The 14,351-nt window shown below is 42.5% G+C and carries 12 protein-coding genes; 10 read left to right on the top strand and 2 right to left on the bottom strand.

The features are described from left to right. Positions 1-34 precede the first annotated feature (34 nt). Positions 35-637 carry a LysE/ArgO family amino acid transporter gene (locus JMV76_RS12625; RefSeq protein WP_201502940.1) on the bottom strand — a complete coding sequence of 201 codons (603 nt, stop codon included), beginning with the start codon at positions 635-637 and terminating at the stop codon, positions 35-37. A 167-nt stretch (positions 638-804) separates the two neighbouring features. Here JMV76_RS12625 and JMV76_RS12620 point away from each other — a divergent pair, with 167 nt between their 5' ends. The 3 genes from JMV76_RS12620 to JMV76_RS12610 all read left to right on the top strand — a co-directional run bounded on the left by JMV76_RS12620 (position 805) and on the right by JMV76_RS12610 (position 3,076). Then, on the top strand, positions 805-1,545 hold the full coding sequence (locus JMV76_RS12620; RefSeq protein ID WP_201502939.1) for a hypothetical protein: 741 nt from the start codon (positions 805-807) through the stop codon (positions 1,543-1,545). A 243-nt stretch (positions 1,546-1,788) separates the two neighbouring features. Further along, positions 1,789-2,478, top strand: a complete 690-nt coding sequence (locus JMV76_RS12615) for a hypothetical protein (RefSeq protein WP_201502938.1) — start codon at positions 1,789-1,791, stop codon at positions 2,476-2,478. A 40-nt stretch (positions 2,479-2,518) separates the two neighbouring features. Continuing rightward, complete coding sequence (locus JMV76_RS12610; protein ID WP_201502937.1) at positions 2,519-3,076, top strand: hypothetical protein; 558 nt, start codon at positions 2,519-2,521, stop codon at positions 3,074-3,076. 145 nt (positions 3,077-3,221) lie between these two features. Here the strand turns inward: JMV76_RS12610 and rluB are convergent, their stop codons facing one another. Beyond that, entirely contained in the window at positions 3,222-4,169 is a 948-nt protein-coding gene (rluB, locus tag JMV76_RS12605) for a 23S rRNA pseudouridine(2605) synthase RluB (RefSeq protein WP_201502936.1), read from the bottom strand. Positions 4,170-4,942: 773 nt separating this feature from the next. Between rluB and JMV76_RS12600 the strand changes: the two genes are divergently transcribed. The 7 genes from JMV76_RS12600 (at position 4,943) to JMV76_RS12570 (ending at position 14,338) form a co-directional block, all read left to right on the top strand. Further along, positions 4,943-5,851 (top strand): polysaccharide biosynthesis/export family protein, encoded by a 909-nt coding sequence (locus JMV76_RS12600; RefSeq protein WP_227690389.1) that lies wholly within the window; start codon positions 4,943-4,945, stop codon positions 5,849-5,851. A gap of 9 nt (positions 5,852-5,860) precedes the next feature. Further along, positions 5,861-6,337, top strand: a complete 477-nt coding sequence (locus JMV76_RS12595) for a low molecular weight protein-tyrosine-phosphatase (RefSeq protein ID WP_201502934.1) — start codon at positions 5,861-5,863, stop codon at positions 6,335-6,337. 31 nt (positions 6,338-6,368) lie between these two features. Next, on the top strand, positions 6,369-8,630 hold the full coding sequence (locus JMV76_RS12590) for a polysaccharide biosynthesis tyrosine autokinase (RefSeq protein WP_227690387.1): 2,262 nt from the start codon (positions 6,369-6,371) through the stop codon (positions 8,628-8,630). 49 nt (positions 8,631-8,679) lie between these two features. Beyond that, complete coding sequence (locus tag JMV76_RS12585; protein ID WP_201502932.1) at positions 8,680-10,686, top strand: nucleoside-diphosphate sugar epimerase/dehydratase; 2,007 nt, start codon at positions 8,680-8,682, stop codon at positions 10,684-10,686. Positions 10,687-10,797: 111 nt separating this feature from the next. After that, a complete protein-coding gene (locus JMV76_RS12580; RefSeq protein ID WP_227690385.1) occupies positions 10,798-12,069 on the top strand; it encodes an oligosaccharide flippase family protein in 1,272 nt (423 codons plus the stop codon). 36 nt (positions 12,070-12,105) lie between these two features. Then, positions 12,106-13,155, top strand: a complete 1,050-nt coding sequence (locus JMV76_RS12575) for a glycosyltransferase family 2 protein (RefSeq protein WP_201502930.1) — start codon at positions 12,106-12,108, stop codon at positions 13,153-13,155. Continuing rightward, positions 13,148-14,338, top strand: coding sequence for a hypothetical protein (locus JMV76_RS12570; RefSeq protein ID WP_201502929.1), 1,191 nt, complete (start codon positions 13,148-13,150; stop codon positions 14,336-14,338). The genes JMV76_RS12575 and JMV76_RS12570 overlap by 8 nt, the downstream gene beginning before the upstream one ends. Positions 14,339-14,351: the final 13 nt, after the last annotated feature.

The following is a 14,351-nucleotide window of genomic DNA, read 5'->3' as shown; positions in this document are numbered from 1 at the left end:
TATCCTATCACCTATTTTGCCTTTATCGTTGTTTTTAACTTCGGTACAGATGCCACGCCAAATACAACATGAGTATCCCTACCAAAGCATCGAGTATATTCCACGCTTTTGGTTTGGCAAATAATGGTTTGAGTAATCGCGCCGCATAACCCAACGCAAAAAAGAAAAAGAATGAGGCGCTGACTGCGCCGACTGCAAATGCCAGCTTACTACTAGCACCCGTTGAAACCATGCCAACGAGTACCAATGTATCTAAGTAGACGTGTGGGTTGAGCCAAGTAAAGCCAAAACATAATAACAGGGCTTTTTTTAAGCTGGTGACGACTTGTCCCTCGACGGTGAGTGCATGTGTGACGCGCGCACTGGCATATAAGCTCTGCAATCCATAGCCTAGCAAGAATACAACACCAGCGAATTTTGCGATATTGACCACTTGCGGATATTGCGCCGTAACCGCGCCAAAACCGCCAACGCCCGCAGAGATTAATAGCGCATCACTGACCGCGCAAAATAAGCAGACAAAAAATATGTGCTCGCGTTTGAGTCCTTGTTTGAGTACAAAGGCGTTTTGTGAGCCAATCGCGATGATGAGCGATAGCCCAAGTAAGAATCCAGAGGTGTAGTCGGTCGCATTCATAATAGTGTGCTTAGCAGGGGGCGGATGAGAGGTGTTGACATTTTGCTTACTGGCAGCGCGGTAAAAAGCTGTTAAGATACGCTATTGGATAAATCTATGCAATACGAGCGCAATAAGCGTGCACGGGACGAGGGGCAAGGTAGGTCATGGTGGTAAGTCTGACAAGAATGCTAAAGTCATTTGGGCAAGCTCAAGATGACCTGCCAACGCTAGCAGCCAAAAATGCTCAGGAGATGGCTATCAGTCAAGATATAGAGGTGACTGATAATAATAGTAAAAACAATGATAAAAACGATCAAGCTGTCAGTCAGCGTTCTGTACTGACGCCGCCTGAGCGCAGCGAATGTATTTGTGATGCTTTGGCGCAAGTGAGTGATATCAGAACGCCGACACCTTTGACTGATCGCTACCTGTCCAATCGCGCTCAGATGCGCCCGACCAATAGACCGCCTTTTGACCCCGATACTTTATGGTATCTCAAACATGGACGCTGCCCGATTATGACTGAGCTTGTTGATGTGGTCGATGAAGCCACCCTAAACGCCATGCCCATCGAGGCCGTTGCGATACTAGACCGTATCAATGGTAAGTTAAAACGCTATCGTGAGTGGAGCAGTGAGCTGAACGAGGAGCAACAGCAACATAATGAACGCCAATTTGTCATCGATAAGCTGGTGTCAGAGAGCATTCCAGAAGCCCTCCATCATTATGAGCAATTACAGCGTTTTAGTCCGCACCGCACCAAAAACAATATGGTGCAAGGAAAAATGACGGCAGGTGACATGCTGACGGATTTGTTTTTAGAAATTGATTATGAGCTTGATGAATTGTTAGATGAGCTGCATCAAACGGTGATGAATCGTTTGGCTTCAACGCACCGTTATGTCAAAAGCCGGACAAAAAGTTAATGGCTAATAGTTAATGGCTGTTGATTGTCATTATAAAATTAACATAATTCAGAGCTGTGATTAAATTGGGGACACGTCCTAACATGGTTTTCACACAAGCGACGCAATGCATAACAATATAGGGCTTTAATAGAGCCTTATTTTTTTGTTTAATAATAACTATCTATCTTATTTAAAATAATAAGAAGTTTAAAATAACAAGAAATTTACCAAGCCATTTTATTCAACAATTAGGATACTCTAATGACTCAAGTTACTGCGATGTTTGTCATGTTCATTTTATATGGAGTGTTACCAGTCGCTGGTTTATATCTGGGGTATCGTGGTATCAAAAAAATGACTGCGCCTAAAATGCTTGAGTACAAAGCGATGCCGCAATTGGGTTACATCCCAGAAAAAAGCTTGCCTGTTGAAGTCAAAACAGCACTTGACCAAATCAATGAAAAAGGGGAGAAGCTGCGGGTCATTTATGGCGATACCAATAATGATGGCAAGATAGACGATAAAGACACGGTCAATGAAACCTACATTATGATTCAAAATTTAATGGACAGACATGTGCCACTTGCTGTGACTGACTATCGCCGCTTGCACGACTTAGATGTGGGGGATGGCGCGCGCGCTGACACGACCAAAATCAAGCACTCTAATGTGACTGGAAAAGAAGCGCTATTAGATGTATTACGTACCATTAATACTCAGTTTGATGATTTACTGAATGCCTCTTATCACCAAGATGGTCAAAAGCTGCTGGCGACCAACCGCTATCTACAAAAACGCTTTAATAATCCTGCTACTACGACAGATATTGAAAAGCTCGATAGCAATGTTAGTAGTGTCCGTAGTGCTAATACCAATATAGAAATTAAAGCGATTGAAAATCCAACTAGCGCAACTGGTAAGAATGTGAGTGCTGAGAATATTAAACTGTAAAGGCAAAGTGGTGTGATCAAACGATGAAGAGTAAGGGTATATGAGCATCTTAATAGGCATTGGCATTGTGACGACCGTCACCACCTTTTATTTGGGTAAAAAAGGCTGGCATGCGCTGCACAAAGCGGTCGGTATTTCGCCAGGTGTACTCACTTATCAGGATTATGATGCACCGTTGTCATTGTCCAAACTCAGTTGGCAGCAACTAAATTTAAATAAAAAACACCTGAAAAATTTATCAGAGCCACAGCTGCGCCAATTAAAACGTATCGATGAAAAAGTAACCCACTATCAAGCATATCAAAAATCACTACAAGCTCAGCATAAAACGCCTGCCGTAACCGAGCAACAGTTTGTATTAAACAAGATGTTGCAAACTCGGCTACCTGAAATGCTAATCAGGCATCATCATTTGGCACAAATCAATACAAGCACCAATCATGTTGGTGATGATAAAAGGATTGAAGCCAGTGAGTTATTACAGCAAGTCTTTAATAATATTGAGCAGCGTCTAGATAGATTATTAGAACAAATGGAAAGTCAGCAGTTGCAAGAGCCACGAGTAATGAGGAATTATATTAATAGCCACGATAGCTAAATATAAGTCGTCAGGTTGACAGCTACCTTTTATATTATTTCTATAAAAAAAGCTGCCAATGATTATTCATCATTGGCAGCTTTTTTGTGGTCTACTTTAAAACTATTGAAGATTCAAAGTCACACTACATTTTACATTCAGGCGATTAACGCTTGTCGTTGCGGTCACGAGTATTGCGCGTACCACGGCTGGCAGGGCTAGCACTACTTTTAGGCTTCGCGCTGCTGTTACGATTGTCGCTACCACTGCGGCTATCGCTACGACTGTCAGTAGCGCGACGCGCTTTAAGCGGCTTGCTTCTGATACGCTCTTGTTTCTCTTTCGCTGCGCCATGCAGACCCGTACCATAACGAGGACGTAAGCTCACTAGATCGGTCAACGTATTGATGTCTTTTCTGTCGAGTTCTAAGAAACGACCAGTACGTAGCTCTTTTGGTAGAGCAATCGTACCGTAACGCGTGCGTAGTAGACGGCTTACTTTCAGGCCTTGCGATTCAAACAAGCGACGTACTTCACGGTTACGACCTTCTTTTAGCTGGACGTGATACCACTTGTTGACGCCTTCACCACCGCCTTCTTTGATATCTTCAAACTTTGCAATGCCATCTTCTAGCATAACGCCAGCCGTTAATGCACGTGCAATTTCAGGCGTGACTTCACCCAATACACGTACTGCGTACTCGCGAGTGACTTCACCAGACGGATGCATCAAGCGATGCGCCATCTCACCATCATTGGTAAACAATAATAGCCCGGTTGAATTGATGTCCAAGCGACCAACCATCACCCAGCGATCATGAGTCAGTTTTGGTAAACGCTCAAAAACGGTTGGACGACCTTCTGGATCTTTAGCAGAGCAGACTTCGCCTTCAGGTTTGTAGTAAGCGATAACACGGCGACGCTTTTCGTTTTCAGAGGTGTATTTAATCTGACGACCGTCAACGCGAATCTCATCGCCTTGCTCGACGCGATCACCAATGGTCGCAGGTCCGTTATTAACAGTAACACGCCCTGATTTTATGACTTCTTCCATTTGACGGCGTGAGCCAAGACCCATACGGGCGAGGGCTTTCTGTAATTTTTCATCTTTCATAATCATGTCCTTGAGTCGGTGGGTTTACATTTCTCAATGTAAAAAATTGGATTGACTATTCTACGCTATTTTGATGACTTTAGCACGCAAACCAGTATCTACAAACGGTATCAATTTATCGTTTTACATTAATAAAAGAAAGTTTGCTAAATTAAAAGAGATTTCTAAAATAAAAGTTGATTAGGGTGTTGTGAAACTAAGCTATTTGCACACAAATGCTTATATTTATATTTTTAATAAAACAGTAGTTTCTTTGAATATTATTAAGATCAGTTAAGCAGCATAACCAATACCAAATTTCTGTTTTCGGCAGCATAAACCCTAAAAAATACTGCTAACTCCTTTGAATATGTCTTTAAATTTAGATTTTTCTGTCTTCTTGTTTTTATCGATATGCGCTATACGTCATTTGTGAAAAGGGTTTACGTAAAATAAATCAACTAAGAAAATTGTTCTTACATCAATGTTTATAAATATTGCGTTATGTATAGTTTAGGTGTATATTCAATAAATACATCCTTTTTTATGAATATATTGATAGCAGCAAGGCACTTATTTTTGATTCACGAATATAAATATGAGTAACTGTTATGGTTTATAAATATTTCATTTCTGTACAAAAGCGCTCCTTAATAGTAAGTGCGTCTTGCCTATTGCTGACAGTATTGCTCAGCAGTTGCACAATAAATTCAGGACTTCAGTCTGGGAAATTACCCGAGTCAGGGAAATTCACTGCAGAAAACGGTCTACAATTCTATATTCAACCTTTGAGTTTGGCTAATCTACCACCTAAAGAAGCCGTCAATCTTGATCGAGATTTATATCATTTAGTAAAAACATCTGGGCGTGTCAGCTATGGCATTGCTAAAGGGGATGTTCTCAATATTATCCTGACCAATTATCCAGATATTAATGCCTCAACGTCTAGTCTGACTGTTGACCAGCAAGGGTTTATACAATTCCCCTTAATAGGGAGAGTCAAAGCCAGCGGTCTCAGTGTGCCGCAGTTCACTGCCACTTTGCAAAGCAAGCTTCAACGCTATCTCAAATACTCAGATCCTCAGGTCAAAATCATCAACTACCGTGGTAGTAAGTTTTTTGTGGATGGTGAGGTCAAGCAGTCTGGTGAGTTTGTTATCGCAGATGTGCCCATCTCAGTATATGGTGCTATTTCTATGGCGGGTGGGACGACTGATACGGGTGATTCAAACCATATCGTATTAAACCGTCAAGGCAAAAGTTACAAGCTCGGTATCCAATCATTAAATCAAATGGGGCTGTCTGCCAATCAAATATACTTACAAGACGGCGATGCTATTCATGTCAATAGCCAAAGCCGCAATAAGGTCTATGTATTGGGAGAATTTGGCAAAATTGAGCCCGTTGCTATTCCTGAGCAAGGGCTAAGCCTAGCGCATGTACTAGGTGAGTCAAATGGGTTGAATTCTAATACGGCCAACGCCGCCAAAGTATATATCGTTCGGGATAATCCTAAGTATCAATATACCAATATTTATTATGTCGACATGCAGAGCATCACAAGCTTTGCCTTGGCCAGTCGTTTTGACATGCAAGCCAATGACATTCTTTATGTTGATCCAACTGGCTTGGCGCGCTGGAATCGTATTATTAGCGCTATACTGCCTTCAACATCAGCAATCAATGTGATTTCAGGGATATAGGAGTCAGTCATGGGAGCGTTTGATCAGATCTTGGTCGTTTGTGTTGGCAATATATGCCGCAGCCCGATGGCCGCTGCCATATTAACGGCATATTACCCAGAAAAGCACATTGACTCTGCTGGTTTGTCAGCGCTCGTAGGTCACGCAGCTGATGCCAAAGCGGTTGCATTGATGGCCACTCATAATATAGACATCAGTGCTCATATCGCCAAGCAAATTGATGAAGCATTGGTCAGTCAGTCAGATTTAATTTTGACGATGACAACCAGCCAAACCAAATGGATTGAAAATCAGTGGCCGCACTGTCGCGGAAAAACCTTTCGAATAGGGCATTGGCTTGATAAAGATATTGCTGACCCTTATCAGCAGGATGACTCAGCATTTGAGAAGAGTAGACAAGATATTATCGCTAGTCTTGAACAATGGACTGACAAGATTAGCGACGCGCCATCGATTAGAGCGTTGAAGTTCAGCGAATGCTATTAAACGATCAACATTGAGCGATGAGTATATGGTTATGAATAATATGGATTCAAAAGACCTATCAACGTCTACGGGCGAAAAAAACAATGACGACATCGATTTAATGGCGCTGGTGTTAGTATTGTTACGTGGTTGGAAAATCATTGCTCTCATGGCGATATTGGGGCTTTTACTAGGGCTTTTGTATACCCGCTATGTGAATCCCATCTATAAATCAGATGCGCTGATACAGATTGAAGAAAATACTCAAGGAATAGAGGCGCTTGGCGAGAGTATCTCAGAGCTGGTTGGTGCAGAAGTCAGCAAAGCGGAGACAGAAGCAGAGCTGATACGATCACGTATGATATTGGAGCCAGTGGTTGAGCTATTGCACCTGCGCATTAAGCTAACAGATCCCAATATTGGTCATCTTGACAGAATAAAAAGCAATCATACTTACACGCAATTAAATACACCGGATGATGTGTCACTTGATACCGAAAATGGCATAGTAAAAGTCCGCCAATTTGATGTATCACCAGCGTACTTGAACCAACTTTTTACACTAACAAAATCTGCTACAGGGTTTGTTTTGAGCAATGGGTTTGATGAATTTAAAGGTCAGCTTGGTCAGGCGCATCAGTTCAAAGGGTTGGACGGTCAGATTAATATTACTGTCACAGAGTTACCTGCTGATGGTTACCCAATTAATATTAGTAAGCAGACGATAAAGGCTGCGACTGACGCTATCAACAGCGCCTTATCCGTTGAAGAAAAAGGTCAAAAAACGGGGATTATTCAGCTGTCGATGACAGGTCCCAACCAAGAGCAAATCACGACTATACTCAATCAGATCGTCCGATCTTACGTCGATCAAAACCAATCTCGCGGTTCTGAAGAAACGACCAAAACACTTGCCTTTATGGAAACGCAGATCCCTCTATTAAAAGAAAAATTAGAGACTTCTGAGGCACTGTTTAATGACTTTCGTAAAAAATATGGCACGATTGATGTGGGTAAAGAAGCCGAGTTGTTATTGAATGAGAAATCCCGCATTGATGAGCAGCTCAATGAGCTTAAACTAAAAAAAGCAGACCTAACCACTTATTATACCGAAGAACATCCACTGGTCATTCAAATTAATGAACAGCTCAAAGTGCTCAATAATAGAACAAGAGAGATAGATAATACCATTGCAGGTCTACCTGAAATACAGCGAGAGTTTCTAAAGCTATCAGAAGATACGGCAATCAATCGAGAAATCTATCTGACGCTGCTCAAAAATTATGAGCAACTTAAAATCGTCAAGGCTGGTCAAATCGGCTATGCCCGTATTATCGATTCACCGACCAGTACCTTTAATGCCATTGCACCAAATAAACTACAAATCCTGATGCTGACCACATTGATAGGCATGATGTTTGGGGTGATGCTGGTGCTCTTGAAGAACCTTATTAGAAATGTCGTCAAAGATCCAGAGCATTTAGAGGTCACAACGGGCATCCCTGTCATTGCAACGATTCCACGCTCACCCTTACTGTCGAGGTTGAGTAAAAAGAAGAATACCACCCCTCGCATGCTCGCTCATGTTGATCACAGTAGTTTGAGTTATGAGGCGATCAAAAGTTTAAGAACCAATTTGATGTTTGGTATGCCAATGGGGACAGCGGTCGGGCAGCCCGCGCAAGTTATATTGATTACTGGGGAGAGCCCTGGTGTCGGCAAGTCGTTTATCGCTGCCAATTTATCAGAGGTATTTGCCCAGCTCAACAAAAAAGTCTTGGTCATCGATGGTGACATGCGCTTAGGTGAGCTGCATAAAATGTTTAATATGAGCCAACATGATGGTCTTGCCGATTATTTGTTGCAGGATAAAAAGCATTTTTCTCCGATTGATGGTACTCGATCAGACAGTGAGGTTTCTAGCTTAGGGGTCGAAAGCTTTATTCATCCCACTGGTATGGAATTGATTGATTTCATACCGCGCGGACGGCAGCCGCATAATCCTACCTCCTTATTGATGGGCGAAAAATTCAATCATTTGATGGCAGTATTAAAAACTCAATACGATTATATTGTCATCGACTCACCTCCGATATTGGCGGCGTCAGATGCTATGGTACTTGCGCAACATGCAGACAAAGTGCTTATCGTCACGAAGTTTAATCATTCAATAGAAGGGCAACTGGTTTATGCGATCAAGCAAATGAATAAAGCCAATGTACAAGTAGATGGCATTATTCTCAATGATGTACAGCAGGGTCTTATGGATAAATATAGCTATCACTATCATTATGCCTACGGAGATAACCACTAGTTTGCGTGGTAGTCGCTTATAAGCAAACCAACTTAATTGGGTGGATATTATGTTTATAAAAACAGAGTCAAACAATGCTTATCAATCGTCCAGTGGTTTTAATCAATGGTCGAAGCGTGTGGCTCTGTATTTATTGTCATTACCACGCCTGACGAAAAGCACCCTCTTATTTAGTATAGATTTTGCCATGTCGATCTTTTGTCTATTATTGGCCTTGATGCTACGACAAGGCTATGTGGCCTCTCATATCAGTCTTGCAGCGTTGGCTTTTTATGCATTCGTGCCGGTTGCTAGCTTATATCTTATTGGTTTTTATCGCAGCGCCTCTCGAGGGTTTTTTGATGCAGTGATGGGTCGTGTGCTGCAACTGTTTTTTTTACTTATTATTGTTTATCAAGTCATCATTTATTTGAGCCAATCAGCGACAATACCGCGCTCAGCCCCCGTTATATTTTTATTTCTATTTTTTATTTGGCTGTGGAATAGTAGGCTCATGATCCGCGCGTTACTGAAACGTCTACAGGGTACAGGTCAAAACCGTCGTCCAAATGCCTGTTGTGACAATGTGATTATCTATGGTGCAGGAGAAGCTGGTAGAGAGTTGCTAGAAAGTTTGAGGCATTCTTATCAGTACAATGTAGTGGCGTATATCGATGATGACCCGCAGCTTACTGGGGCCTATTTACATGGCAAACAAATATATGCAGCTCACGCGCTTCCGTGGTTGATAGAAAAACTCAATGTGGCGCAGGTGATTTTGGCCATGCCCTCTATGAGCCGTGGTCGTAAAAAACAGATTATGGACAGTCTGTCAGGTATCTCCGTTAAGATAAAAGACTTGCCAAGCTTACGTGAGCTTGCTGATGAAATAGTAACCGTCAGTCATATACGACCCGTCGACATACTAGATGTGCTCGAACGAGAAACGGTCGAACCTGTTGCGGAGTTGCTACAAAAAAACATCACGGGCAAAAACGTTCTCGTTACTGGGGCAGGTGGTTCAATCGGTAGTGAGCTGTGTCGGCAAATCATTAAAAATAAGCCTAAATGCTTGGTGCTATATGAACAGTCTGAGTATGCTTTATACACCATAGATCAGGAACTTGGTAATTTAAAAACAGCGAATGCTGATTATCAAAATATTGAGATTATTAGCATTATCGGCAGTGTCAGTAACGAAAAAAAATTAATCGATATATTCGAAAACAACCATATAAAAACGATTTATCACGCTGCAGCCTATAAGCATGTGCCTATTGTTGAGTCCAATCCCTTTGAGGGCACCATTAATAATACCAAAGGCACTTACCATTGTGCCCGTGCTGCGATACAGGCGCGTGTTGAGACGTTTGTGCTGATTTCTACTGACAAAGCCGTGCGACCTACCAATGTCATGGGAGCGTCCAAACGCCTGGCTGAGTTGGTCTGCCAAGGATTGAGCCAAAGTAACAGTCAGACTTGTTTTAGCATGGTGCGTTTTGGCAATGTTTTAGGGTCATCAGGCTCTGTGGTGCCGTTATTTACCAAACAGATTGAGCAAGGCGGTCCGATCACCATCACTCATCCAGACATCACGCGCTATTTTATGACGATTCCAGAAGCGGCCAGTTTGGTTATTCAGGCAGGTGCGATGGCATTCGGTGGTGAAGTGTTTGTGCTTGATATGGGCGCGCCCGTCAAAATTGTTGATCTGGCAAAACGTATGATTCGTTTGACAGGTTGTGAGCTAAAAGATGATAGCAATCCCAATGGCGATATCGAAATCGTATTTACTGGCTTGAGACCGGGTGAAAAGCTCTACGAGGAGTTAATCATTGGTGAAGACAATATCGAACCTACTTTTCATCCATTGATTATGCAAGCAATGGAGCACAGCTTTCCTTTGCAAGATATCGAAAATATTTTATTTGAATTTGCAGAAAAAGCAAAGCAGCAGGATGTGGTCTGGCTGAAAACACAGTTTAAGTTTTTTGTCGAAGGTTACCGAGAAGGATCTGATAAGGATGTCGAGGTAGTAGAGAAAGGAGATACCACACTGACCAATGAAATGGGTTAATAGAGAGAGGCGCGCTGTCATAAATTCCTTACAAGTTCTGTGAGTCACTAAATTGGACAATATGTCATGAGCTCTGGAGTATTTTCATCGATACAGAGCACAATAAACAGGTTGAAAACCAGTCACTTTGTGCGAGATGTGGTCATGGTCGGTGGCGGGATTGCTGCTGGACAGGCCATCGCCATGATTTTTATGCCATTTCTCACCAGACTATATAGACCTGAGGATTTCGGTATCGCTGCTGCCTTTACTGCTATCGTCAGCATTATTACGCCGATTGCCACTATGGGCTATGCAAATGCAATCGTGATGCCTGACAGTGATGAGGATGCTGCGGCCATTGCCCGATTGTCTATATTGCTCAGTTTGGTTATAGCTGTCTTCTCATTCATTGTTGTCTATGTCGGCAAGTTTCATTTGGCAAGTTGGATGGGTATGGAAAGCACGCCAAACATGCTATATCTCATACCATTAACGCTATTAGTCGGTGCTTTTCTTTCTGTCGCTGATCAGTCTGCTATTAGAGTGGGCTTATTTAAAGCGAAAGCTCGGGCTTATGTGGAAAGCAAGTTTGTGACAGACAGCAGTAAGCTGATAGGCGGTATGCTAGCGCCTTCAGGGATGTTGCTTATTTTATTGACGATAGCAGGGCAACTCACAAACTTTATCATGCAGATGCTTCGTGTACCTAGAGTAGGTGTATTAAATGTGCGTCATTGGTTTGGCAATAAGGGTATTCGACATGCCGCCATATCGCAGCGTGATTTTGCGATATATCGTATGCCACAAAGTATCCTGAATGCGGCTTCAGTGGGGTTGCCAACTATCTTGTTAGCCTCATTATTTAGTGCCTCTTCTGCAGGGCAGTATTCATTAGCTGTTCTTGTGCTTGGCGCGCCAGCGATGCTGTTAGGTCAGGCGGTTGGAGAGGTTTTCTATCCTAAAATTACGCGTGCCATCACAGCAAATTCATCTGAGGCTTATCAATTTTTATTAAAAGTGACGTTGATTTTATTGGTGGTAGGTATTGTGCCATTCGGTACGGTGTTCGTTTTTGGCGATTATCTTTTTTCTTTAGTGTTCGGTGTAGAGTGGGCATTAGCAGGTAGTTATTCGCAGTGGCTGTCTATTTGGCTTTTGACCAGTTTAGTGTCTGGTGCAAGTACTGCGGCATTGCCAGCATTACGTTTACAGCGATTCCTTTTGATTCGAGAAGTGTTTGCAGTGGTATTTCGTGCTGCAGCGCTGTATGTAGGTTTTTACGTTTTTGAGTCAGATATGATAGCCATTGCCCTTTTCTCATTTGTTGGGGTGTTGCTCAGTTTATCTATCATTTATGTCGCTTTTCGGCGTCTTGTTCATATCGATGAAGTGGAGCAGTAGGTATGTTTTTTGACTGCTTTGAATGTCACAAAGGATATGTATGAGAAGTCTCAACTTGAGAGGCTCACTATGATTTCAGTCATTATCGCTGCATTTAATGCCGCTGCTACTATTGATCGTTGCATCAACAGTATTGACGTTGCGAAAAAGAGTCACGACATTGAGCTGATAGTCATTGACGATGGTTCTAAAGATCATACTGCTAGCCTATTGCATAGCTGGGCAAATGCTAGGTCATGGATTACGGTGAAATATCAAAAAAATGGTGGCGTGGCAGAGGCTCGTAATACTGGGCTCGATATCGCAACCGGCAGTTACATCGTTTTTATAGACGCGGATGACACCATTGATGATTGGTATTTTGATTTTGTCTTTGATCAAGCTGTAGATCGAGATGTCGAGATGTTGGCATTTGGTCATAAACGCATGATGCTGGATGGCTCTGTTATTGAGCGTCCTAATAGTGTGGCAGAATACTCACGGCAAGATATCGAAATGCTACAACTGAGAGTGACAGAGAATAGACATATATATTGGTACGCCTGCACCAAGGTGTATAGCAAAAACTTAATCGCAGAGCTGCGCTTCGATAGCGACGTCAAATTTGGTGAGGATGGTATTTTTAATATCGCATGTCTAAGCAAAGCAAATCGTTTATCGGTGCTGCCAGACTGTCCATACAACTACTATGAAAATGCGACCTCAATAACAAGCTCACAATACAAATCAGGGCTTTTGGAGTCCATTGAAGCGGACTATACAGCCAGAGTCAAGATACATGATTGGTCGATCAGTGCTACTGAGAAGCAAGTGCTATTATCGGACTTTGCTCGTAGTTATGTCGAGCATATGCTGCCATATTTACTTAATAATTTGGCGCATATCGATATGAAAAAGCGTCGTGCAGAGCTGGTTAAAATACGCCAGTCTTTTGTTTATCAGAACTGTTTGCCGCATTATTATCAACGACATCCTGCACGTGGCATTCGTGTATTGATTTTATGTTTTTCACGGCGTTGGTATGTTATGACGCTGGTTTTTCTTCAACTGTCTTGGTCTAAAGCAAAGGTGAAAAAATATGCTTAATATTGATTTGTTGCCTCAGCCTTTACGCAGTGACGAAAACGGTCAAAAGCGCTGTTGTTTGCTGCAACAGACAACAGCTAGCGGGCAAATGACTGAGAAGGCATTGTGGTTTGTATATCCAGCGAACTTGCCAATGCCAGAAGACGATGATTGTGATGCTTATTTACTGGCTACATTGTTGCCCGCGATGCAGATGCGAGCAGCCATTCATGTGCATGGTAGCGTGTCGCATGAGCTATTAGCCAACCTGACAGAGCTACAGTATGTTTGGAATAAGTGGTTGCCAGAGCGTTATTTTTTGATTGATATACAAGTGGATCGTATAAGAGAACAAGACTGCCATATAGATGGTGCGATTGCTGCATTTTCTGGTGGCGTTGATGCTCAGTTTACCGCTTATCGTCATGCGACAGGCAGAGCAGGATACGCCACACGAAATATTAAAGCAGGGGTTTTTGTGCATGGCTTTGATATACCTTTAGAGGATACAGAAGGCTTTGCCAGTGCAGCAAAAATAGCGGCAAACACACTCGCAGATATCAATATCGAGCTATTGCCAGTTGAGACAAATATTCGCACGCTTTGGTCTATCAACTGGGAAGACTATCATGCTGCTGCTATCGCTTCGGCCTTATGTGGCTTAAAACGATATGCAGGCATTGGACTCATTGGTAGTGGTGATTCTTATGATGTATTAATTAGTCCTTGGGGCTCACACCCAATCATTGACCCGCTGCTAAGTTCTGGCGACTTTAGACTCATTCATGATGGTGCAGGTTTTAGTCGGTCAGAGAAGCTTCAAGCGCTTGCAGAATGGCCATTGGGTATAGATAATTTACGTGTCTGTTGGGTTGGAGATAAGCATGATAGCAACTGTGGTCGCTGTGAGAAATGTGTTAGGACGCGTCTCAATTTTTTGGTTGCAGGTATAGATAACCCTCAATGTTTTAGCGAGCCCATGGACTCATCACTTTTTAAATCAATGGCTCTAAAGGGCAGGGCTGTCAGCATAGATTGGAAGTTAATTCGTCATGAGATGATTAAAACGGGTAGAGGTCTTGAATGGCTGCCATACATTGAAAAAGCACTCAAACGTAAACCGCCTCCTAACTTGAATAGATTGTTTCCTGTTGGCTCAAGGCGTCGTATGTGGGTGAAAAAGCTGTTAATGAGAAACAAATAAGGGAGCATTAAAA

This window comes from Psychrobacter cibarius (assembly GCF_904845955.1).
Lineage (GTDB): Bacteria > Pseudomonadota > Gammaproteobacteria > Pseudomonadales > Moraxellaceae > Psychrobacter > Psychrobacter cibarius_B.
This window is presented reverse-complemented; position numbering and strand designations above follow the sequence as displayed.